The organism is Streptomyces avermitilis MA-4680 = NBRC 14893, from assembly GCF_000009765.2.
Classification (GTDB): domain Bacteria; phylum Actinomycetota; class Actinomycetes; order Streptomycetales; family Streptomycetaceae; genus Streptomyces; species Streptomyces avermitilis.
Genome location: NC_003155.5, coordinates 8931450 through 8954874, shown reverse-complemented (window position 1 = coordinate 8954874; position 23425 = coordinate 8931450). Strand labels below are relative to the sequence as shown.

At 72.3% G+C, this 23425-nt stretch carries 15 protein-coding genes and 1 pseudogene; 9 read left to right on the top strand and 7 right to left on the bottom strand.

What is annotated here, in order from left to right:
* Positions 1-33: 33 nt before the first annotated feature.
* Positions 34-693 carry a TetR/AcrR family transcriptional regulator gene (locus tag SAVERM_RS38555; protein WP_010988905.1) on the bottom strand — a complete coding sequence of 220 codons (660 nt, stop codon included), beginning with the start codon at positions 691-693 and terminating at the stop codon, positions 34-36.
* A 209-nt stretch (positions 694-902) separates the two neighbouring features.
* Here SAVERM_RS38555 and SAVERM_RS38550 point away from each other — a divergent pair, with 209 nt between their 5' ends.
* On the top strand, positions 903-2153 hold the full coding sequence (locus SAVERM_RS38550; RefSeq protein ID WP_010988904.1) for a YncE family protein: 1251 nt from the start codon (positions 903-905) through the stop codon (positions 2151-2153).
* 37 nt (positions 2154-2190) lie between these two features.
* Here SAVERM_RS38550 and SAVERM_RS38545 read toward each other — a convergent pair whose 3' ends face one another.
* Together SAVERM_RS38545 and SAVERM_RS38540 are read right to left on the bottom strand one after the other, a co-directional pair.
* Positions 2191-4059 carry a cellulase family glycosylhydrolase gene (locus SAVERM_RS38545; RefSeq protein ID WP_037650928.1) on the bottom strand — a complete coding sequence of 623 codons (1869 nt, stop codon included), beginning with the start codon at positions 4057-4059 and terminating at the stop codon, positions 2191-2193.
* Positions 4060-4167: 108 nt separating this feature from the next.
* The gene (locus tag SAVERM_RS38540; protein ID WP_010988902.1) at positions 4168-6159 is read right to left on the bottom strand and encodes an elongation factor G; all 1992 of its coding nucleotides are present in this window, start codon (positions 6157-6159) and stop codon (positions 4168-4170) included.
* Positions 6160-6412: 253 nt separating this feature from the next.
* Here SAVERM_RS38540 and SAVERM_RS38535 point away from each other — a divergent pair, with 253 nt between their 5' ends.
* Positions 6413-7519, top strand: coding sequence for an XdhC family protein (locus SAVERM_RS38535; RefSeq protein WP_010988901.1), 1107 nt, complete (start codon positions 6413-6415; stop codon positions 7517-7519).
* 45 nt (positions 7520-7564) lie between these two features.
* Here the strand turns inward: SAVERM_RS38535 and SAVERM_RS38530 are convergent, their stop codons facing one another.
* Together SAVERM_RS38530 and SAVERM_RS38525 are read right to left on the bottom strand one after the other, a co-directional pair.
* Complete coding sequence (locus SAVERM_RS38530; RefSeq protein ID WP_010988900.1) at positions 7565-8068, bottom strand: metallophosphoesterase family protein; 504 nt, start codon at positions 8066-8068, stop codon at positions 7565-7567.
* Between the two features lie 103 nt (positions 8069-8171).
* A complete protein-coding gene (locus SAVERM_RS38525; RefSeq protein ID WP_010988899.1) occupies positions 8172-10715 on the bottom strand; it encodes a SpoIIE family protein phosphatase in 2544 nt (847 codons plus the stop codon).
* A 251-nt stretch (positions 10716-10966) separates the two neighbouring features.
* Here SAVERM_RS38525 and lanKC point away from each other — a divergent pair, with 251 nt between their 5' ends.
* From lanKC to SAVERM_RS45655, 4 genes are all read left to right on the top strand, one after another.
* Positions 10967-13615: a class III lanthionine synthetase LanKC gene (gene lanKC / locus SAVERM_RS38520; protein ID WP_010988898.1), complete on the top strand. Its 2649-nt coding sequence runs from the start codon at positions 10967-10969 to the stop codon at positions 13613-13615.
* A gap of 63 nt (positions 13616-13678) precedes the next feature.
* The gene (locus SAVERM_RS38515; protein WP_010988897.1) at positions 13679-13795 is read left to right on the top strand and encodes a SapB/AmfS family lanthipeptide; all 117 of its coding nucleotides are present in this window, start codon (positions 13679-13681) and stop codon (positions 13793-13795) included.
* Positions 13796-13903: 108 nt separating this feature from the next.
* On the top strand, positions 13904-15673 hold the full coding sequence (locus tag SAVERM_RS38510) for an ABC transporter ATP-binding protein (protein WP_042494068.1): 1770 nt from the start codon (positions 13904-13906) through the stop codon (positions 15671-15673).
* Complete coding sequence (locus tag SAVERM_RS45655) at positions 15670-17565, top strand: ATP-binding cassette domain-containing protein (protein ID WP_010988895.1); 1896 nt, start codon at positions 15670-15672, stop codon at positions 17563-17565. Before SAVERM_RS38510 ends, SAVERM_RS45655 begins: the two co-directional genes overlap by 4 nt.
* On the opposite strand, the pseudogene SAVERM_RS40800 reads toward SAVERM_RS45655, so the two are convergent.
* Positions 17491-18078 (bottom strand): annotated as a pseudogene (locus tag SAVERM_RS40800) (LuxR C-terminal-related transcriptional regulator); the annotation flags it as partial. The gene SAVERM_RS45655 and the pseudogene SAVERM_RS40800 overlap by 75 nt on opposite strands.
* Positions 18079-18536: 458 nt before the next feature.
* Between SAVERM_RS40800 and SAVERM_RS38500 the strand changes: the two are divergent.
* Entirely contained in the window at positions 18537-20684 is a 2148-nt protein-coding gene (locus SAVERM_RS38500) for a SpoIIE family protein phosphatase (protein ID WP_037650934.1), read from the top strand.
* 86 nt (positions 20685-20770) lie between these two features.
* On the opposite strand, the gene SAVERM_RS38495 is transcribed toward SAVERM_RS38500, so the two are convergent.
* A complete protein-coding gene (locus SAVERM_RS38495; RefSeq protein ID WP_010988892.1) occupies positions 20771-22129 on the bottom strand; it encodes a S1 family peptidase in 1359 nt (452 codons plus the stop codon).
* Between the two features lie 195 nt (positions 22130-22324).
* On the opposite strand from SAVERM_RS38495, the gene SAVERM_RS38490 reads away from it, so the two are divergent.
* Positions 22325-22738 (top strand): PaaI family thioesterase, encoded by a 414-nt coding sequence (locus SAVERM_RS38490; RefSeq protein ID WP_037650938.1) that lies wholly within the window; start codon positions 22325-22327, stop codon positions 22736-22738.
* Between the two features lie 461 nt (positions 22739-23199).
* Positions 23200-23415 (top strand): hypothetical protein, encoded by a 216-nt coding sequence (locus SAVERM_RS38485; protein ID WP_010988890.1) that lies wholly within the window; start codon positions 23200-23202, stop codon positions 23413-23415.
* Positions 23416-23425: the final 10 nt, after the last annotated feature.

The following is a 23425-nucleotide window of genomic DNA, read 5'->3' as shown; positions in this document are numbered from 1 at the left end:
CGGCGGATCGTGCCGGAGAGCCGGAAAGACGGGTCAGGCGTCCGGCTGCCACCCGGCCGGGCGCAGGATCCCCAGCAGCTGGCGGACGAGTTCGTCGACGACCTCGTCGAGGGTCGCGTCCACCCAGCCGGCGCGCCAGTCGTGCAGGAGGCCGTTGACGCTGCCGATGAAGGCGGCGGCCGCCAGCCGGTAGTCGCGGGGTGCCGCCTCACCGCACGCGGCCGCGGCGGCGGCCTCGGCACAGATGAGGTCCACCCAGCGGGACCGGCGTTGCAGCCGCTGCTCCTCCAGCCGCGGGCTGACGCCGATGATTTCGACGAAGGTGATGCGGATCCGGCGCGGGTCCGCGGTGACGTTCGCCGCGTACGCGCGGAAGATCGCGTCGGCACGCTCGGCGAGCGGCAGGTGCCGGGCGTCGGCGAGAGCGGCGAGGGCGGCGGTCTCGGCCCAGTCGTTGACCTGGAGGTGCAGGGCGGCCAGCACGTCCTCGAGGGTGCGGAACTCCTCGTAGAACTGGCGGGTGGACAGGCCCGCCGCCTCGCTGAGCGCGGCGACCGTGGTGGCGCGGAAGCCCGGCGTGTCGCCGAAGAGCTGGAGGGCCGCGTCCAGGAACCGCCCACGCCGTTCGGCCTGCCGCTCCTCCGCGGACTTGCCCCCGTAGCGGCCGGTCGGCTGCCTGAGCCTGCCCGTCACACGTCCTCCCACACCCGTTCGGCCATTCGTTCGCTCGCCGATGTGTTCGCCTGTCGCTCGATTTTGTCGTGCCCGGAGTCTTGTGGAGAGAGCCACCCCCTCCTTACTTTCCAGTAAGTCCACTCTGAACGCAGGCGTATTCAGATTCTCCGAGCCGCGGGCACGTCAACACTCTGTTGTCATGCCCCCACCAAAGACAGGGACCCGCCATGTCTGTCCTCAGATCCAGGCACCTCCTGGCGATCGCCGCCGCCCTCGCGCTGACCGTCGGCGCCGGCGCGACCACCGCCTCCGCACAGGACTCCGCCGCCGCGCTGCGCGAGGTGATGTTCGTGGGCAACAACTGGGACGGCACCGCCGACGTCATCAAGTCCACCGGGGACCTCGCGAAGATCGGCCGGATCAACGTCGTCCCCGACAAGGAGCAGCGGCTGGCGCAGATCAACGCCGATCCGATCAAATGGATCTACTTCATGGCGATTCGCAACGGCGTAGGGGAAGGCCACGACCAGCTCGTGGACGACATGTACTCCACGCCGGACGGCAGGTCGATGGTCGTCTCCCGGCCGAGCTTCGCCGATGTCGTCTCCATCGACCTCGCCACCGGGAAGGTCAACTGGCGTTTCCCCGTCTCGGGTTACCGCTCCGACCACATGGCGGTGTCACCCGACGGCACGCGGGTCGCGGTGTCGGCCTCGACGGCCAACACCGTGCATGTGCTGGACATCGACACCGGCAAGCAGCTGGGCTCGTTCGCCACGGGCGACAAGCCGCACGAGAACATCTTCACCAAGGACGGCAAGTACATCTGGAACATGGCCATCGGCGATGTCAACACCTCGCTCGACGCCCCGTGGCAGGACTGGACGAAGGGCGACCGGCGCATCACCGTCGTCGACGCGACCACCTTCCAGCAGGTGAAGGTGGTCGACATGCGGCAGCGGCTGGACGCGATCGGCCTCACGGACTACTCGGACGCGGTCCGTCCGGCCGTCTTCAGCCCCGACGAGTCCAAGCTCTACTTCCAGGTGTCGTTCTTCAACGGGTTCCTGGAGTACGACGTGGCCTCCGACCGGATCACCCGGGTGAAGACCCTGCCGAAGAATCCGGCGACCAGCGAGGACCGCACGACCTGGGTCAACGACTCGCGCCACCACGGCATTTCGATGAACCCGTCCGGTACCAAGCTGTGCGTCGCCGGCACGATGGACGACTACACGAGTGTCGTCGACCGCTCCACCCTCCAGGAGGGCCCGCTCGTCCCCGCCTCCAAGCCGTACTGGGCGACGGTGAGCGGCGACGGAAAGGACTGCGTCGTCTCGGAGAGCGGCGCCGACCAAGTCACGGCGATCGATTTCGCGACGGGACAGAAGACGGTGTCGGTGCCGGTGGGCGACCATCCGCAGCGGGTCCGGCTGGCCCATGTCCCGGCGGACTGGACGGGCCCGTCGGCGAGTTGACCTCCCCCAACGGGCCCGTCGGCTCATTCGCGTCCCGCTAGCCGACCTTCGTCGCAGCCCAGGACGACAGCTCCGCCCGTGCCGCGCTCAGCAGGCCCGCGGACGGGGCTGTCGCTCCGTTCGTGACCAGCGCGTAGTGCACCGTGCCCGAGTCCGCCGCCGTCAGGAGCAGGCGGTGACTGCCGGTGCCGCCCGGCTCGGCCGCGTGTCCGACCGGGGTCGTCCTCGTGTACGCGGGCAGCCCGGACGTCGTACCGAGGTCGGAGACCACCGTCGTGGAAGCGGCCGGGAAGGACGCCGGGAGGTGGAGCTCCGTGGGGGCCGTGGAGCCGTTCGAACGCCACACGAGCAGGCCGTACTGGCCCGAGCCCACCAGTCGGGAGACGTTCGGGAGCGAACTGGGGACCGGGTTCCAGGTCAGGGTCGTCGAGCCGTCCCGGGAACGGTCCTCGTACGTGAACGCCACCGTCGCGCCGGCGGTGGCGCTCGGGTAGAGGCGGTCCAGCAGGCGGGCGTCCTGCCTGAGGACCGCGGTGCCCGAGTCGTTCAGACTCACCGCGGAGAGGTCCTCGTCGTTCCAGGCGTCGCCGCTCGTGAGGACCTTGTCGGGGTTGCCGTTCTCCAGCTCGTGGTGGCGGCCGTTGTAGATGTCCCACTGCCACTGCGCGCCGGACAGGACGGGCCCGGACCCCGTCGGGTCGGACCACCAGGTGGAGCCGGGGAGGCGGGAGTCGAGTGCCTGGTACATCGCCTTGACCACCGTCGGCGCCTTGTCCGAGACCGACCCCGACAGCGGGTGGCCGAACTCGCTGACCACCGCCGCGGTGCCGGCCCCGGCGGCCCGGTCGCGGACCTTCCCGAAGTCCGTCGCGTACTGCCCGTCCGCCGCCTTGCCCCACATGAGGACGCCGGAGATCGCCTTCTGGTCGTAGAAGTGGGTGTTGAGGACATAGCGCGGTCCGAGCGTGCCCGCGTCCAGCAGGCCGCCCTCCTGCTTCTGGAAGTCGATGTTGGCGTTCCAGAACAGGTTCGGCTCGATGAAGGCCGGCTTGGTCTGCCAGCCCGCCGCGTCCATCCGGGCCCGGAACTTCTTGTAGAAGGGCCACAGGACGTTCTGCTCCCAGGTGCGGCTCGTCTCACCCGAGTCGTACGTGCCCGCGTGCGGCTCGTTGTACGGATCGAAGCCGACCACGCCGTTGAATTCGTCGGCGCTCAGGTTCTGCTGGATGTACGCCATCGTCGCCTGGGCGGTGGCGAGGAAGGCGTCCTGCACCCCGTACGCGTTGTGCCAGAAGTCGTGCGACGCCTGCGTCACCGCCCCGTTCTGCGTGATGTTCTGCCCCCAGAAGAGGCAGATGCCGCACGATTCGGCCGGGTAGTCGCCCGCGTCCACCGCCCACTCGGGGGCGCCGTCGCCGGTGTACCAGCTGCCCGAGTTGAAGAGGTACCGGGAGTAGAGGTCCTGGTGGAAGTCCGGGAAGACGCGGATGCCGGCGTCCAGGAAGGCGCGCATCTGGGCGGTCGCCGCGGCGAGATACGCCGTGTCGACCTGGCCGCGCACCGGCTCCGCGTGGGCCCAGGAGAGCAGGAAGCGGACCGAGTTGCCACCGCCGAGGGTGCGCAGGGCGGTCGCCGACTTCCTGGCGTCGGCGACCGAGGCGAACGGCAGTCCGCTGTTCTCCTCCAGCTTCGTCTCGCCGGAGACGTTGTAGCCGCGCAGGACGACCTCGCGGCCGAGGCCGTCGCTGAAGCGCCCGTTCTGGACGGTGAAGGCGGCCGACGCCGAGGCGTCGAACCAGAGGGAGTCGGGAAGGGAGTCGGCGGCCGCGGGCTGGGCGCCCGTTGCCCCGAGGAGGCCGGTGAGCGACACGAGAACGCCGAGCAGACGCGCGCGTAACTTCGACATGTCCACTACAGTCCGGGCACTTCGGTGGAACGTCAACACCTCTGACTCATGAGTAAGTTTCGCGTTTTTGCGCACCGCTCTCCCCTCGACCTGACCTGTGTCACTCCCTCACGTGCCCACCCTCCGCGTGACGTTCAGCAGGTACTCCTTGCGGTCCAGCGGGTTGTGGTCGGTACGCGGGCGGTTCGGGACCGTTCCTCCCGCCACCGGCGCGTAGTGGTCGAACGCGGTCTCCAGCTCACCCTCGCCCCGCGTCAGCCCCGGCAGCACCTGCCCGAGTTCATGCACGTGCGCCGCCGGAACCAGACCCTCCAGCACACAGACGGCCTCCCGCATCCGCGTCGTACGCACCACGGCGCGCAGCCCGGCCAGGACGGGCAGCACCGCTCCCAGCGTGTCCGCGGGGGCCTCCAGGCCGAAGCGGTGCAGGGGCTCGTGCACCCTGGTGCCCGCCTGCCTCAGGGCGTCCATCAGGACCAGTGGGGTCAGCCCGCGGAAGTCGGCGCCCGTACTGGACATGCTCTTGTCGAATCCCTGGTGGGCATGGCTCTGGCGCGGCGAGTATCCCGAGTGCGTCATCGTGACCGTGCAGTCGGTGACCCGCCAGCCGTGGATTCCCTGACCGAGGGTTTCCCGCACGGTGTCCTCGACGGCTTTGAAGAACGCGTACGGCATCGCCCCGAGTTCGACCTCGAGCCGGAATTCCACCCCCGAGCCGACCGGTGCCGCCTCGACGCGCAGCCCCACGGTGGCGAGAAACGGATGGGGGCCCTTTCCGTTGAACTCGACCGCCGCACCGGTGCCGACCGGCCGTTCGACGCAGATCGGGGTCGTCTCGCGGAAGGTGACGTCGAGTCCGAACGCGTCGGCGAGGGTCGCCTGGATGACTTCCTTCTGCACTTCTCCGTACAGGGAGAGGGAGATCTCCCGGCGGATTTCGTCCTGCCGCATATTGATCAGCGGGTCCTGTTCGGCGAGTTGGGTGAGCGCGAGGTGCAGGGCTCCTCCGTCGCTCCGTCCGCCGGGGACGACGACCGTCTCCAGGGTGGGCGGTGAGAAATGGCGGGACGGTTCCGCCGCTTTCGGCACCTCTCCGAAGGTGTCGCCGATGCGGATCTCCGCGAGCCCCCAGAGCTTGCCGATCCGCCCGGCGGCCACGGACGCCTCCCGGACGGCCGAACCCTGGTCGAAGACGCTGATGGCCGTGACCTTGCCCTCCTCGCCGTCGCGGAACAGCAGCCGGTCGCGGGTGCGTACGGTCCCGGAGAAGAGCCGCGCGTACGCGATCTTCTCCCCTGCCGGTCCCCGCTCGACCTTGAAGACCGTGCCCGAGACCGGCCCGTCGGGATCTCCCTCGGCGGCGGGCAGCAACTCCTTGATCCCGGCGATCAGTTCGGGCACGCCCGCACCCGTCGTCGCCGACCCGAAGAACACCGGGTGCACCAGGGCCTGCCGGGTCTGCTCGACGAGGGCGGTGCGCAGCCGGCCGTACGACACCGTGTCCTTCACGTACGCGGCCAGCAGTTCCTCGTCGTGCTCGGTGAGGACGTCGAGCAGCCGCGCGCCGAAGCCCGGGTCATGGGCCTCGTACGGGATGAAGCGGGCGTCGCGCGAGCCCGGTCCGGCCGCCCGGCCCATGGGGACGATCGCCGGGGTCAGGCGTGCCGCGATGGCGCGCAGGACGCGCTCCTCCCCCGCCCCGCCACGGTCGATCTTGTTCACGAAGAGCAGGGTGGGGATCCGCAGCCGTTGCAGCGTCCTCAGCAGCACGCGGGTCTGGGCCTGCACGCCCTCCACGGCCGATACGACGAGCACCGCTCCGTCGAGCACGCTCAGTACCCGCTCCACCTCGGCGATGAAGTCGGGGTGGCCCGGGGTGTCGATCAGATTGACCGTGGTGTCGTTGATCGCGAAGGAGACGACGGCCGATTTGATGGTGATTCCGCGCTGACGCTCCAGCGCGAGGGAATCGGTCTGGGTGTTTCCCTCGTCGACGCTGCCGATCTCGTCGATCACCCCGACCGTGTGCAGCAGCCGCTCGGTCAGGCTGGTCTTACCGGCGTCTACGTGCGCGAGAATTCCGAGGTTCAGCGTGTGCACCGCGTGTCATGTCCTTTGAAGAGGGGGTCATTCCTTCCTGGGTGGACACGAACGGTGCGCGCATGTGCTGCTCCTCGATCTGCGACGGCTTGTCTTGCGTAGTGCAGCAGGCGCCCGACGCACACGGCAAAGGATTAACGCTCAACAAGTCCCTGTGCACGGCACGCGCGGCTGGGAGCGTGGCGATCCGGCGCCGCTCGCGGCCGGATGCGACGCTGGTGACAGGAGCAGGGCCTTGAGTGCTGGAGCACGTATGCGGGACATCCTCCCGGCGCTGAGCCGGTGGTACGCGGCGAAATCCCCCTTCGGTCTCGCCACGGTGGTGGCGGTCGGCCGCAGCGCGCCGCGCGATCCCGGAGCGGCGATGGCCGTGGGGCCGGACGACGAGGTGGTGGGCAGCGTGTCCGGCGGCTGCGTCGAGGGCGCGGTCTTCGAGCTCGCCCAGGAGGTCGTGGACTCGGGTGCGGCGCGGCTCGAGACGTTCGGGTACAGCGACGAGGACGCGTTCGCCGTGGGACTCACCTGCGGAGGCGAGATCACCCTGCTGGTGCGCCGGGTGACGCCGGACGAGGACCCGTCGTTCGGTGCGCTGGCCGAGTCCGTGGCCGCCGGCCGGCCGGCGACGGTGGCCACGGTGACCGACGGACCCGCACCGCGCGGGGCCTCGCTCACCGTGTGGCCGGAGGGGGTGGCGGGGTCACTGGGGTCGACGGGGCTGGATGTGGCGGTCACCGCGGACGCGCGCGGCGAACTCGCGCTGGGTGCCACGGGGCTGCGGCACTACGGGCCGAACGGCGAGCGGCGCGAGGACTCCGTCACCGTCTTTCTGCACTCCTTCGCGCCGCCCCCGCGGATGCTGGTCTTCGGTGCCATCGACTACGCGGCGGCGGTGGCCCGCATCGGCGACTTCCTCGGCTACCGGGTCACGGTGTGCGACGCCCGCCCGGTCTTCGCCACGCCGAAGCGCTTTCCGGCGGGCGTGGAGGTCGTCGTCGACTGGCCGCAGCGCTTTCTGCGGGGGACGACCACCGACGCGCGCACGGTGATCTGCGTCCTGACGCACGATCTCAAGTTCGACGTGCCGCTGCTGGAGGAAGCGCTGCGCAGGCCCGCCGCGTACATCGGGGCGATGGGCAGCCGTCGTACCCACGACGACCGGATGAAGCGGCTGACCGACGCGGGGCTCTCGCGGCACGAACTGTCCCGGTTGCGCTCACCGGTCGGGCTGGACCTCGGGGCGCGTACGCCCGAGGAGGTGGCCGTGTCCGTCGCCGCCGAGATCGTCGCGCTGCGGTGGGGCGGCAGCGGGACGCCGCTGACCGCGACCGGCGGGGCGATCCATCCGCCCAAGCCGCGGTGAGGAGACGGAGAGCCCGCCTTCCAGGTGCCGGAGCGTCGCGGCGCGTCAACTCCGTGGCGGCAACCGGTGCAGCTGTACGTCCGTCAGTCTGCCGCCCGTCACGGCCGCCGTCATGTACGTGCAGTACGGCTGCCGACGCCGATCCGTCGGCGACCCCGGGTTCAGCAGGCGCAGGCCCGTGTCCGTCGTCGTGTCCCAGGGGATGTGGCTGTGGCCGAAGACCAGGACGTCGAGGTCCGGGAAGCGGTCGGCGCAGCGGCGTTCGCGGCCCTGGGCGGCGCCGGTCTCGTGGACCACGCCGAGGCGTAGACCGTCGAGTTCGGCGCGGGCCACTTCCGGGAGGCGAGCGCGCAGGTCGGGGCCGTCGTTGTTGCCGTACACGCCGATCAGCCGGGTGGAGCGGCTCTCCAGCAGGTCGAGCGTGGCGGCGTCCACCCAGTCGCCGGCGTGGATCACCGCGTCGGCGCGGGGGAGTTCGGCGAGGAGACGCGCGGGGAGTTCCTTGGCGCGCCGTGGGAGGTGGGTGTCGGACATCAGCAGGAGGCGCACGCCCTCAGGGTGTCATGGGCGGTTCCGGGACGCCCCCGCGTCCGTGTCCCGCCCCGCAGGGTCAGGGTGCCGCGCCGCAGGGTCAGGGTGCCGCGCCGCAGGGTCAGGGTGCCGCGCCGGTCGCGTCGCGCACGCGGGGAGCGGACTCCAGGACGATCTCCGCCCACACCTGTTTGCCGCCGCTGACCGGGACGCTCCCCCAGGCCGCCGACATGGCCTCGACGAGGAGGATGCCGCGGCCGCCGGTGGCCTCCCAGCCGATGCTGGTGGGCTTGATCGGCGTACGGGGTGAGGAGTCGGCGACGGCGATGCGCAGCCGGTGGTTGATGAGGGTGAGGTCGAGACGTACCCGGCCGTCGGTGTGCACGAGGGCGTTGGTGACGAGTTCGGAGACGGCCAGGAGCGCGGCGTCCGCTTCCTCCGCCACACCCCAGGAACGCAGGGTGCGCCGGGTGAAGCGGCGGGCGTGCCGCACCGCCTCCGGGACGCGCCACACCGTCCAGCTCTCGCGCAGCGGGCGCAGCGCCATGCCCTCGTAGCGCATGAGGAGCAGTGCCACGTCGTCGCTGCGGTTGGCGCCCGCGAGCAGGGCGTCGGCGACGAGGCCGAGGTGGGCGGGGTCGGAGGCGGCGAGTTCGGCGGCCATCCGGGCGAGGCCGACCTCGATGTCGAGCTCGGCGGACTCGACCAGGCCGTCGGTGGTCAGGGCGAGCAGTGTGCCGGGCTGGAGCCGCAGCGGACTCATCGGGAAGTCGGCCTGGGCGACGACGCCGAGGGGCGGCCCGCCCTCGGACTCGACGACCTCGGTACTGCCGTCCGGGTGCCGCAGCACGGGCGGCAGGTGGCCGGCGCGTACGCACCAGGCGGAGCCCTCCTCCATGTCGACGTCGACGTAGCAGCAGGTGGCGAAGAGGTCGGTCTCCAGGTCCATGAGGAGCCGGTTGGCGCGCGAGACGACGACGTCCGGGGGGTGCCCTTCGACGGCGTACGCGCGCAGGGCCGTACGCATCTGGCCCATGAGGGTGGCGGCCTGGGCGTTGTGACCCTGGACGTCGCCGATGACGAGGGCGACGTGGTTGTCGGGCAGCGGGATGACGTCGTACCAGTCGCCGCCGAGCTCCAGGCCCGCCGTGGTGGGCAGATAGCGGGCCACGGCGACCGCGCCGGGCAGGCGGGGCAGCCGGCGCGGGAGGAGACTGCGCTGGAGCATGCCGACCAGCTCGTGTTCGGCGTCGAAGGCGTGGGCGCGCATCAGGGCCTGGCCCGCGAGATTCGCGGCGGCGGTGAGCAGGGCACGTTCGTCGGGGCCGAAGTCGTGCGGGGCGTCCCAGCCGATCAGACAGATGCCGGCCATCCGGCCGCCCGCGGCCAGGGGCAGCACGGCGAGACCGCCGGGGCCGACGTCCGCGACCGCCGGCTCCAACGGGGTCCCGGCGGGCCAGATCGCGGCGCGCCCCTCGCTGAGGGCGGACGCCAGGGTCGGCATGGCGCGTACGGGCGCGTCGGGCCACTCCGAGCGCCACTCGCTGCGCCACAGTTCGGGCCAGGAATCCGGTTCGGGCGGGTCGAGGACGGTGACGACGAGCCGGTCGCCCTCCAGTTCGGCGAGCGCGATCCGGTCGGCCTGGAGCGGCTTGCGCAGGGCGGTCACCACGGCCCGGCCGACCTCGCGGACGGTGCCCGCGGTGGCGAGGGCCGCGGCGAGCCGCTGGACGCGGGTCACGTCGCTGACACCCGCCCGCATCCGGGAGGCGTCCGCGACCGACCCCACGAGCAGCGCCGGACGGCCCTGCTCGGCGGGCAGCAGGCGGCCACGCAGCCGCAGCCACCTCGGCCCGCCTGAGGGCTGGAGGATCCGGAACTCCAGCTCGCGGTCGCCGATGGACATGTGGCCGGGTTCCACGACCGACATCAGGGACGGCAGGTCCTCGGGCACGGTCAGCGCGAGCAGGGTCTCGACCTTGCCGTCGAACTCGTCCGGGCCGATCCCGAACAGCTCCAGCACCTCGTCGTCGACCGTGATCCGCCCGGAGTCCATGGCCAGGCTGAAGGAGCTGTCGGCCGGCTCGCCGGAGTCGGTGGACCCGGTCAGGGCCGGGGCCGCCGGGGCCGGGCAGGCGACGGACCCGGCCAGCAACCGGAGGCACTCGCGGTCGTCGGCGTCGAAGCCTCCGGCGCGCTCGCTGACGGCGGCCAGGCAACCGCCGTCGCCCAGGGGCAGCACGGCCAGGGAGAAGTCCCCGTTCGGCAGCCGGCGGGCATCGGCGCAGCGGCCGAGGTCCTCGGGGGTGAGCCAGAGCGGCTGCCCGGAGCGGTGGACGTCCGCCGCGGGGGTGCCGCCGGTCAGCGGGTAGGAGTCGCGCAGCCCGTACAGGCTCCTCGGCACCCCGGCCGACTCGGCGAGGCACAGCTGGTCCCCGTCCTCGCTGTGCGTGTAGGCCGCGGCAACCATCGCTCCCGCAAAAACGAGTACCTGTTCGAGGATGCGGTGCAGTCGTTCTCGGGGTTCCAGGTCCGGGCCGAGCGATTTGAGGGCAAGTTCGGCACGCGACGTTCTCGCTCCGCGTCCCGCAACGCGCTCACTGGCCACGTCCGCAATTACAGCGCTTCCGGGACGTGGGCGCAGCCCCTGTGACCATTCCGGCATCCCCGGGGCCTGCGACGGAGCCCGTCCGCTCGGTCCGGAAGACCCCTGGCGGAGCGCCTCCGGCCGGTCCGCCGGTCCCGCGGTGGAACCCCTCCGCCCGGCCTGCCGGGCCCGTGGTGGAGCCTCTCCGCTCGAAACGTGCCGAACATGACTTTACGCATGCGTTCCTCACGGAGTTCTCGTGACAGGCGTGACTGTCCGGCCCCCGCACGGGCTGGAAGGCTCGGTGACACGAGACCGAGGGGGATGGGATGGACAAGCGGTACGAGGTGTACGCGCTGGCGGACAGACACTTCTACGAGACGCCCGACCGGCTGTCCGTGGGAGCGTCCGGTGCCGCTCCGCTGTACGGGCCGGCGTGCCGCGAGGTGCCCGACGGGTGGCGGAGCGCGCGGATCGGCGACTGGCTGACGTTCACGCCGGTCGACGACGCCGGGACCGCGCTGCCGGGGCCGGCCCAGGGATGGAAGATCCACGCCTCGGCCACCCGGGCGAACGCGGAGCGGATCGCCACGGACGTGTGGGAGTACTGCGTCCCGCGCCGGATCCCCTTCAAGTTCGTACCGGGGCCCCATCTGCTGCACTTACGCAACGCCAAGTACGCGGGCCGCGACACCAGCGGCAAGTTCGTCACCATCTATCCCGCCGACGAGGAGCAGCTGCACCTCGTGCTGCGCGAGCTGGGCGAGCGGCTCGACGGGTGCGAGGGGCCGTACATCCTCACGGACCTGCGCTGGAACGACGGTCCCCTGTACGTGCGGTACGGCGCCTTCGCCCGCTCCTTCGTGGTGGACGAGCGCGGCTCACTCGTCCCGGCGGTCCGCGACGGCGAGGGGACGCTGGTGCCGGACCGGCGGCAGCCCTCCTTCCAGGTTCCGGAGTGGGTCACGCTGCCCGCGTTCCTCGAACCGCAGCTCGCGGCGCGCAACACCACGACGGTCGGCGACCTGCCGTACCGCATCGAGAAGGCCCTGCACTTCTCCAACGGCGGCGGGGTGTACGCGGGCACCGACACCCGGGACGGCCGCAAGGTGGTCCTCAAGGAGGGCCGGCCGCACGCGGGGCTCGCCTCGGACGGGGCCGACGCGATCGCCCGCCTGGAGCGCGAGAAGTACGCGCTGGAGCAGGTGTCGGGGCTCGGTGTGGTGCCCGAGGTGCGGGACTGGTTCACACTCGGCGACCACCGCTTCCTCGTCATGGACTTTCTGGAGGGGCGGCCCCTCAACTCCTTCTTCGCCGAGCGGCACCCGCTGCTCACGCCGGATCCCGAGCCGGACGCCGTCGCCGCCTACACGGCCTGGGCGCTGCGCATCCACCGGGCGGTCGAGCAGGCCGTGCACGCGGTGCACGCGCGCGGCATCGTCTTCAACGACCTGCACGTGTTCAACATCATGGTCGCGCCGGACGAGGAGTCGGTGTCCCTGCTCGACTTCGAGGCGGCGGCCCCGATCGAGGAGAACGGCCGCCAGGTCGTCGCCCATCCGGGCTTCTTCGCGCCGCCGGACCGCACGGGCCCGGACGTCGACCGGTACGCGCTCGCGTGTCTGCGCCTCGCCCTGTTCCTGCCGGTCACCACGCTCTTCGTGGTCGACCGCGCCAAGGCCGCGCATCTGGCGGAGGTCGTCGCCGGACAGTTCCCCGATGTTCCGCGGGAGTTCCTGGACGAGGCGGTGGCGGAGATCACCGGGCGCAGGCAGGCACCGGACCCCGAGGGGGACAAGGTCTCCCCTTCGGCCACCTCGCGCCCGTCTCCGGTCAGGCCGACCACCTCGTACACCGCACCGGTCGACCCCGGTGACTGGCCCTACAGCCGGGACTCGATGGTCAAGGCCATCCTCGCCTCGGCCACCCCGGAGCGCGACGACCGGCTCTTCCCCGGCGACGTCGCCCAGTTCTCCGACGGCGGCGGGCTCGGGCTCGCACACGGAGCCGCGGGCGTGCTGTACGTCCTCGAACAGACCGGAGCCGACCGGTACGAGGAGGGCGAGCGCTGGCTGCTCGACCACACGGACCCGGCGCCGGTCGGGACGCCCCTCGGCCTGTACGACGGGCTCGCGGGCGTCGCCTACGTCCTCGACCTGCTCGGGCACCGGCAGCGCGCCCTGGACCTGGTCGACGGGATCCTCCGGGAGCGCTGGCAGAACCTCTCCTCCGACCTGCACGGAGGCCTCGCCGGACTCGGCCTGGTCCTCGGCCGGCTCGCGCACACCACCGGCGAGACACAACTGCGCGAGCGGGCCGCCGAGGCCGCGCGCCTGCTCGTCCGACGACTCGCCGAGCCGCGGCCCGCCCCTCCCCGACGGCGCGCCGGGCTGCTGCGGGGCGCGAGCGGGATCGCCCTCTTCCTGCTCAGGGAGTACGAGGAGACCGGCGCCCCCGAGCTGCGCGACGCGGCCGCCGAGGCACTGCGGCAGGACCTGGAGTGCTGCGTCGTCCAGAAAGGCGGCGGCCTGGAGGTCGACGAGGGCTGGCGCACGCTGCCGTACCTCGGGGACGGGAGCGTGGGCCTCGGGATGGTCGTCGACGACTTTCTCGCGCTGGGCGGGGACGACGGCCATGGCACGTTCGAGGGGGCGCGTTCGGGCATCCTCACCGCCGCCACCTCCCGCTTCTACGCGCAGCCCGGGCTCTTCCAGGGCCGCGCGGGCATGATCCTCCACCTCAGCCGCACGAGCGCGCCCGGCGCCACCCCCGAGCGGCTCGCCGAACAGGTCGCCGGGCTCGGCTGGTTCGCGATGTCCTACCAGGGCCAACTGGCCTTCCCCGGACACCAGATGATGCGTCTGTCCATGGACCTGGGCACCGGAACGGCAGGGTGCCTGCTCGCGCTCGGCGCGGCCCTCGACGGACAGACGCGGGCCCGGCTGCCGTTCCTCCCGCCGCTTCGCGGCGCCCACTAGACGCGGCTCCACTACCGGAGTCGTGATTCAACACCCCGTCCCCACCTAGGAAAGGACACCGAGATGGCACTTCTCGACCTGCAGACGATGGAGTCCGACGAGCACACCGGCGGCGGCGGCGCGAGCACCGTGAGCCTGCTCTCCTGCGTCTCCGCGGCGAGCGTTCTGCTCTGTCTCTGACAACACGGTGCACGCACGGCCCTGGGCGGTCCGCTCCCCTCTTCGGGGAGGGGCCGCCCGCGGTCCTGAACGCGCGGGCCACGGCTCGGGATGCGAGGCCACAGCCGTATGAAGACTCCCTCCGGTCACGGAGCGGCACCGGACGGCACCGGTGCCGCGGACGAGGCGGCCGCCCGCACGCTGCTGCGCTCGGCCGCCCGGCACAGCCGTTCCCGCTGCGTGGCCCTGTGTCTGACGACCGCGGCCGCTTCGGGCGCGAGCCTGCTGCTGCCGGCCGCCCTGGGCCGGGCCCTGGACCTGCTGCTGACCCGCCCCGGTGACGCGGCGGGAACGCACTGGGTGCTGTGGTGCACCGGCCTGGTCCTCCTGATCGCCCTGCTCGACGCCTGCCACACCGTGCTCGCGGGCACGACCGACGCCCGGGCGACCGCCTGGCTGAGGCAGCGACTGGTCGGGCATGTGCTCGCCGTGGGTCCCCGGGCCGGTGAGCGCTTCGGCCCCGGTGAGCTGGTGGCGCGGCTCGTCGGCAACGCGGCACAGGCCGGAACCGCTCCCGCCACCGCCGCGACGCTGCTGGCCGCCCTCGCCGGGCCGGTGGGCGCGGTGGTGGCCCTCGGCCTGATCGATCCCCTGCTGGCAGCCGTGTTCCTCGGCGGAGCACCGGTCCTGACCCTGCTGCTGCGTGCCTTCGCGCGCGACTCGTCCCAGTGCGTGGCGCGTTACCAGGATGTCCAGGGGCGGATCGCCGGCGCGCTCGCGGAGGCGATCGGCGGCGCGCGCACCATCGCGGCCGGCGGGACGGCGGACAAGGAGGTGGCCCGCATCCTGCGGCCGCTGCCGGAACTCTCCCGCGAGGGGCGGCGGATGTGGCGGGTGCAAGGGCGCGCCGCGGCACAGGCGGTCGCCGTGGCACCGCTGCTCCAGCTGGGTGTGGTGGCCGTGGGGGGCGTGCTCCTCGTCCATCACCGGCTGTCCGTCGGCGAGTTGCTCGCCGCCTCGCGGTACGCCGTGCTCGCGACCGGCGTCGGTGTGCTGGTCGGGCAGCTCTCGGGGCTCATCCGGGCGCGGGCCGCGGCCCGGCGCCTCGGCGAGGTGCTGACCGAGCCCGCACCGGTGTACGGCACGCGTCAACTCCCGCCCGGCGAGGGAAGGTTGGAGCTACGCTCGGTCACCGTCCGGCGAGGCGGGCGTACCGTGCTCGACGGCGTCGACCTGGTCGTGCCCGCCGGCCGCACGGTCGCCGTGGTGGGCCGCTCCGGCTCGGGCAAGTCCCTGCTCGCGGCCCTCGCGGGACGGCTCGCCGACCCCGACGACGGGCACGTACTGCTGGACGGCGTGCCCCTGCGCGACCTGGACAGGACCGCACTGCGCCGAGCCGTCGGCCACGCCTTCGAGCGCCCCGCCCTGCTGGGCGACACCATCGAGGACACCATCGCCTTCGGCATCCCCTCTCCCCCGCCCGACCGGGTCCGGCAGGCCGCCGCCACGGCGCGCGCCGACAGCTTCGTACGCCGGCTGCCCGACGGCTACGCCACCCCCTGTGCCGAGGCCCCGCTGTCGGGCGGCGAATGCCAACGCCTCGGCCTCGCCCGGGCGTTCGCCCACGACAGCCGCCTGCTCGTCCTGGACGACGCCCTGTCCAGCCTCGACACGGTCACCGAGCGCCACATCACCGAGGCACTCCTGCGCCACACCCCGGGAAGCAGCCGGCTGATCATCGCCCACCGGGTGTCCACGGCCGCACGCGCGGATGCGGTGGTCTGGCTGGCGGCGGGGCGAGTGCGCGCGGTGGGCACGCATGCGGAGCTGTGGCGGTCGGCGGCGTACCGGGAGGTGTTCGGGTCGAGCGGCACCGAGCGGAACGGCGGCGCGGGGTGAAGGAACTGACGCTCCTGTTGCGCGAACGGTGGCGAGTGGTCGTCCGGCTGGCCGCGTGGTCGGTGCTGGAGACGGGACAGACGTTTCTGCTGGGGTACGCCCTGGCGCGGGCCCTCGACGAGGGTTTCCTGTCCGGGCGGGCGGGGGTGGGGCTGGGCTGGCTGGGCATCGCGGGGGCGGCGGTTCTCGTCGGGGCCTTCGGGACCGGGCGGGTGTACGGGGGTGTCGCCGCGCTCGTCGAGCCGTTGCGCGACCGACTGGTGCGACGTGTGGTCGACCGAGGGGTGCGGGAGGCCGACGGCGGGGCGCTCTCCGGGCTGACACAGCAAGTGGAGATCGCCCGCGACACGTTCGCCGGTCTGGTGATGGTGTCGCGCTCGTTCGTGTTCACCACGGTCGGCGCCCTCGTCGGGCTGTTCTCGCTCGCGCCGCTGCTCCTGCTCGTGGTCGCTCCCCCGCTCGCCGCGGGGGTGGCCCTCTTTGTGGCGACCCTGCGGCCACTGGCCCGCCGGCAGGAGGAGTTCCTCGTCGCCGACGAACGCCTCGCCGCCCACCTGGGGGCCGTCTGCCCCGGCCTCAGGGACATCACGGCCGGCGGCGCGGAGGAGCACGTAGCCGCCGACGCCGGACAGCGCATCGACGCCGAGGTGCGCGCCGCCCGCTCACTGGCCCACCGGGGCGTGCTGCGCGTGGCGGCCCTCGCCGTCGGCGGACAGCTCCCGATCGTGCTGCTGCTCGCCACCGCCCCCTGGCTCCTCGCGCGCGGCGTCAGCGCGGGCGCGCTCGTCGGCGCTCTCGCCTACGTCACCCAGTCCCTGCTCCCCGCCCTGCAGAACCTGGTGCACGGCCTGGGCACGAGCGGCTCCCGGCTGGCGGTGGTGCTGCGCCGCCTGGGCCCGGGCATCGCGGCACCACCGCCGGCCACCGGTGGAATCCGCGTGCCGCCGGCCGCCGTGCCCTCCGACACACCCGCACTCGTTCTCTCCTCCCTCACCTTCGCCTACGGCCCCGCCAGTGACCCCGTCATCAAGGACCTCGACCTCACCGTTCCGCGCGGCACCCGGCTCGCCGTCGTCGGCCCCAGCGGCATCGGCAAGTCCACCCTCACGGGACTGATCGCCGGACTCCTCGAACCGCGGCGCGGCACGGTCCGTTTGTGCGGGCATCCGGTGCCCGGACACACAGCGAGCGCACTTCGGGTCCTCATCCCGCAGGAGGCGTACGTCTTCGGGGGGACGTTCGAGGAAAACCTCACCCAACTGCGGCCTGATCCCGTACCCGGGGCGGAGCTGCTGGCCGCCGCCGAGGCGGTCGGCCTGGCCCCGCTGCTGGAGCGGCTGGGCGGGCCCTTTGCCCGGCTCGACCCGGCGGCGCTGTCCGCGGGCGAACGACAGCTGATCGCGCTGACCCGGGCGTATCTCTCGTACGCCTCGGTCGTGCTGCTCGACGAGGCGACCTGTCACCTGGACCCCGCGGCGGAGGAGCGCGCGGAGCGCGCGTTCGCCGAGCGTGCCGGCACCACGCTCGTGGTGGTCGCCCACCGCATCAGCTCCGCCCTGCGCGCGGACCGCGTGCTCGTCATGGACGGCCGGCGCACCGAGTACGGCGACCACGACGAGTTGCTGCGGCGCTCAGCCCTGTACCGCGACCTGGTGGGCACATGGTCGCCCACCGTCCCCGCCTCCTCCGGCGCCGCCTCGGTGCCGGTCCCGGCCCCCGCCCGGCGGCCCGCCTCAGACCCAGCCCTCCCCCTGCGAGATCCGGATGGCGTCGATCCGGTTGCGTGCCCCGGTCTTGCGCGTGATGGCGGACATGTAGTTGCGCACGGTGCCGTGGGACAGATGGAGACTTCCGGCGATCTCCGCGACGGAGGCGCCCCCGGCGGCGAGTGACAGGACGCTCAGCTCGCGTCTGGTCAGCGGCATCTCCGCGGCCTTGAGGAAGCCGAAGCCCAGCGAGTCGTCGACGAAACGTTCCCCCTCGGCGACCCTGCGGATCCCGGACACCAGCCGCTCAGGCGAGCCCTCCTTGTCCACGTACCCGAGCGCCCCCGCCTCCGCCGCCCGCTTCAGCAGGCCCGGTCTGTTCGCATGGGCGAGCACCAGAAGCCGGGGGGCCGTCAGGCTGCCCGCGCCCCGGCCGCACACGTCGGCCAGCGGCGGCACGCCGTGGGAGTCCGCGCAGTCCAGGTCCACCGCGCAGACGTCCGGCCGCACCGAGCGCACCCGCCCGGGTGCGCCGCGCCACGTCGTGTCGTACACCCCGAGATCCGGTTCCCGGCGGAGCCACTCCGCCAGTACCGATCGCACCAGACACGCGTCGTGCACCAGAAGTACCCGGATCACGTCCGCCCTCAACTCCCCGTCAGCCGTCAGCCGCTCCACCCGTCCTGAGCGCGTGCCCATTGTTGGCGGATGCGACCAGGTGTGGGCGCGGATAACCAGCCATCAGGGTGCGCGGGGGCGCACTCGGAGCGCTCGCGCGCCGCGCCACGCTTCCACTGCGGGGGCATGAGTACGTGCTCCCGGGGTAAAGGGGGTCTCCTCCGTGCCGGGTTCTCGGTGCCGATTCCCGGTGCCGATTCCCTGGGCCGGTGCCGATTCCCGGTGCCGATTCCCTGGGCCGGTGCCGATTCCCGCGGCCGATTCCCTGGGCCGGTGCCGATTCCCGGTGCCGATTCCCTGGGCCGGTGCCGATTCCCGGTGCCGATTCCCTGGGCCGGTGCCGATTCCCGGTGCCGTTTCCCTGCGCGATGCCCGGGCCACCCCGGCGCCGGGCTCCGGCGCCGTGCCGCCCGCCGTGCGCGAAGGGCCGCCAGGAGGGAGCCTTGACCCTGGGATCCGTCGCGCGGCCGTGCGAGGAGGTGGTCGGCGTGTCCGACGGGCAGGCGTCCCGGCGGGAGCCGTCCGCCCTGGCGCCGGTCGGCGGTCCACTGCTGTCGCTGGCGCTGGCCGCGCTGATGGAAGACGTGCACGCCCACTCCGGGGCGGTGTATCTGCTGGCCCCCGACGAGCCGGTCCTGGAGATGGCGGTCATGGCGGGGCTGCCCCGGGCCTTCGCCGCACCCTGGGAGCGGGTGGGCCTGAGCGCGCCGCTCCCGGTCGCCGAGGCGGTGCGGGAGCGGCGGCTGGTCTGGGTGAACGGCGAGGAGCAGATGGCGGGCCGCTATCCGCGCGTCGCGGTGGTCCTCCCCTACTCGTTCGCGCTGGCGGCGCTGCCCTTGGCGTGCGCCGACACCGTGTACGGCGCGCTCTTCGTGACCTGGCCGGACTCGCACCCGCCCGAGCTGTCGAGCCGCGAGCGCGACCAGCTAGGCGTGGCCTGCGACCGGCTCGCGACCCGGCTGGCACACGCCGTCGAGAAGGGCCACCCGGTGGGTCCCGAACCTGATCTGCCGACCCCGGGCGCCACGGCGGCGATGGCGGGCACGCTGGGCGCCGGGGAGGCGGTCCGGATGGCGGCCCGGCTGCCGTACGGGCTGTGTGCGCTCGATCTGCACGGGCGGGTCGGCTACGCCAACGCGGCGGCCTGCGAGCTGCTCGGCATGCCGGTCGGCGACCTGCTCGGCGCCCAGCTGTGGGCTTCGCTGCCCTGGCTCAACGACCCCGCGTACGAGGACTGCTACCGCGCGGCGCTGATCAGCCAGCATGTGACGTCGTTCGTGGCGCTGCGCCCGCCGGGCGACTGGCTCTCCTTCCGCCTCTACCCGAGCACCAACGGGCTGAGCGTGCGCATCTCCCGCGCCCGGGCGGTCTCCGCGATGGCCCGGGCGGAGCCGCGGCACGGCGAGGCCACGACGCGGCTGGTGACGATCTCCCATGTGCTGAGCCTGGCCGGCGCCCTCACCGAGGCGGTGGGGGTGCAGGACGTGGTGCAGCTGATCGCGTCGGAGTTCGCACCCACCGTGGGCAGCCAGGCCCTGATCCTGCTCGGATCGCGGGGCGGGCGGCTGCGTGTGCTCGGGCACCGCGGCTATCCGGACGCCGCGATCGCGGAGCGCTTCGACGGCGAACCGCTCACCGCGCAGATCCCCGGCGCCCACGTCCTGACCAGCGGAGTGCCCGCCTTCTTCGAGTCCCGCAGGCAGTTGGAGCACCTGTATCCGGCACGGCGCACGACGCCTGACGGGATGGCCGCGTGGGCCTTTCTGCCGCTCATCGCCTCGGGACGTCCGGTCGGCACCTGCGTTCTCGCGTACGCCGAGCCGCATGCGTTCCCGGCGGACGAACGGGCGATCCTGACCAGCCTCAGCGGGCTCATCGCGCTCGCGCTGGAACGGGCGCTGCTGTACGACGCCAAGCACCAGCTCGCCCACGGACTGCAAGCGGCGCTGCTGCCGCACTCCCTGCCGTCGCTGCCCGGCATCGAAGCGGCGGCCCGCTATCTTCCCGCCACCCAGGGCATGGAGATCGGCGGCGACTTCTACGACCTGGTGGCGACCGTCGGCCGGGCCGCCGCGGTGATCGGGGACGTGCAGGGGCACAACGTCACGGCCGCGGGGCTGATGGGCCAGATCCGTACGGCGGTCCGCGCGTACACGACGGTCGGGCAGGCGCCGGGGCAGGTCATGCGCAGCACCAACCGGCTGATGATCGACCTGGGCACCGACCTCTTCGCGAGCTGTGTCTATCTGCGTCTCGACCCCGCGCGGCAGCGGGTGGTCATGGCCCGGGCGGGGCATCCGCCGCCGCTGCTCAGGAAGCCCGACGGACAGGTGCGGGTGCTGGACCTGGCCGGTGGCCCGCTGCTCGGGATCGACGCGGACGCCACCTATACGACGACCGAGTTCGCGCTCGCGCCGGGTTCCGTGCTCGCGCTCTACACGGACGGGCTGATCGAGTCCCCGGGAATCGACATCGAGGACGCCCTGGCCGAACTCGGCGAGCGGCTCGCCGAGAGCGGCGACGAGCCGCTGGACGAGCTGGCCGACCGGCTCGTGCGGCACACCGCGACGGCCGAGGAACGGCTCGACGACATCGCGTTGCTGTTGCTGAGGGCGCGGGCTTCCTGACCGGACGGGAACGCGGAGCGGTCCGGCCCTCCCGCCGGAGGGCCGGACCGTTCCACAGTCCGGACAGAACCGCTTTTACGTCCGGGTCAGTTGCTCGACACCAGGCCGGAGCCGTCGTCGGCGCCGTCGTTGCCCGACTGGTCGGCGCCGTCGTTGCCCGACTGCTCGGCGCCGTCGTTGCCCGACTGGTCGGCCGGATCGGTCGCCTCACCGGCCGGGTCGGTGGCCTCGCCTGCCGGGTCGGTCGCCTCGCCTGCCGGGTCGGTCGCCTCGCCCGCGGGGTCGGTCGCCTCATCGCCGGGCGCGGCGGACTCGTCGCCGGCGCCCGCGGCGCCACCCGCACCGAGCGTCGCGCCGACCGCCTCCAGCGCCGTGGTGACCGGCTGGAAGAAGGTCTCGCCGCCGACGGTGCAGTCCCCGCTGCCGCCGGAGGTCAGGCCGATCGCGCTGCCGTCCTGCGTGAACAGGGAGCCGCCGCTGTCGCCCGGCTCGGCGCAGACATCGGTCTGGATGAGACCGGTGACCGTGCCCTCGGGGTAGTTGACCGTGGCGTCGAGGCCGGTGACGTTGCCGTCGTTGAGGCCCGTGGTGCTGCCCATCCGCAAGACCTGCTGGCCCACCGTGGCTTCCGCGGCCTGGGAGATCTGGACGGTCTGCCCGTTGCCGACGTTGACCTCGCTCGGCGCCTGCGTGTTCGGGTCGTCGTACTTGACGAGCGAGAAGTCACCCTCGCCGGGGAAGGTGGCCTGGTCGACGGTGGCGATCGGCTGGCCGTTCTGCGAGTCCGACCATGCGGCGGCCGCGACACCGCAGTGCCCCGCGGTCAGGAACGCCGGGCTGCCGTCGCCCGCGGTGACGTTGAAGCCCAGCGAACAGCGCGCACCGCCGCCGAAGATGGCGTCGCCGCCCGATACGAACGTCTTGAACGTGCCCGCGGACTTCTTCACGGTCGCCACGCCCGAGCCGAGGCTCTTGACCGTCGCCGTCAGCGTGTCCCACTTGGCGCCCTTGACGGTGGAGTCGGCGGTGACCCGGATCTCGTTCGTCTTCGGGTCGACCGCCCAGGCCGTGCCGGGGATGGTGGCATCGGTCTTGAGCGTCTTGGCCGCGGCCTGGAGCGTGGAGGTGCTGTTCTGCACCTGGTTGGGGACCGCGCCGGCCTTTCTGATCTGGTTGATCACGTTGCTGTCGTCGCCGACGACATTGATGACGAGCTGCTGCTTGTCGGCGTTGTAGTACGAACCGGCGAAGGCGTCACCAAGCTGCGAGGCGAGCTGTGAGGCGAGGTCCGAGACATCGGCCGACTTGAACGTCCTCGGGGTGGAGTCCCCCGAGTCCGTCTGGGAAGCGTTGGCATTGGGGAGTAGAAGTGCCGCCGCTCCGAGCGCCGCCACGCTTCCCGCTGCGATCGCGGCCTTGCGCTTGGGTATGCGTTTGTGACTCAACTCTTGACCTCCTGGGGACGGGGTCCGTTGCCGCCGTCCGGCAGCTGAACTGGGGGGCGCCTGGATGCCTGTTGATACGCACGTGCCACGCGAGGTGTTCAACTGCCTTTGCGATTCACGAGATTGGCTCGTGCGAAAGGGTGGAATACGCGGCATACACGTCTGCCCGTGTGGGCCGGCGGGCACCATCACGCCATGACGGTGACCCCTGCCCAAGCCGGAAAGATCCTCGCCGACAACTTCGCGCCCTGGGTGCTCGATCTCGGCCTGTCGGTCGAGGAGGTGGACGACCGCCGGGTGGTGCTCCGGCTGCCGTGGTCCGCGCGACTCGCCCGGGAGGGCGGCGCGTTGTCGGGCCAGGCGTTGCTGGCCGCCGCCGACACGGCGACGGTGATCGCGGTGTCGGCGGCGCGCGGCGGCTTCGTCCCCATGACGACGGTTCAGCAGTCCACCAGCTTCCAGCGCGCGGTCACGGAGGCCGATGTGCTGGTCGAGGCGGTACTCACGCGCCTGGGCCGCCGGATGGCCTTCGCCGACATCACGATGACCGCCGAGGGCCGCGACGAGATCGCGGCCCGGGCGAGCACGGTGTACGCGCTTCTGGACTGAGAAGTACGCAGCGCCATCGGGCGATGACGGTCAGTTGCCGACGCCGAGCGGAATCCCGGCTTCAGCGAATCTGCACATCGAATGCGCAAGCGGGTCACGGCAGGCGGCGCATTTGCACAGCCCTGCGCACGACGTCCAACCGATTGCGACCGGAGTGTCCCATTCGGGGTCGGGGCGGCAAGGGGAGGCACGAGCCGATGTCGCGCAGCATGTGAAGAAGTCGCCGCCGAGACGTGCGCACGCCTGCACGGATCACCGCTCCCGGAGTGCAAGTGCGCAGGTGAGAGGCCCGGTTGATTGGATGCGCGCCACGCCACCGTGCTTTGATCCATTGCACCGCGGGGGCCGCCCCAGGGTTCCCGGCAACGGGTGCCCGGCGCCCGCGGTCGCGGCCGACCGTCTGTCCCCAGAGGGGGGCCGCTCTCCCCCTTACGAATACCCATACGAAGGGAAGTTCCATCATGAACTCCACCCCCCAGGTTGTGACCGCCGAGATCTCCGACGCCGACCTCGACGCCGTCTCGGGCGGTCTGTCCCTGAACGCCGTTGGCACCGTCACCGGCCTGGTCGACGGCGTTGCCCCGGTCTCCGCCGTCGTCGGCACGGCCGTCGGCACGGTCGAGGGTGTGACCGGCCTGAACACCGCCCCGGTCACCAACCTGGTCGCCGGTCTCTGATCTTGATCGC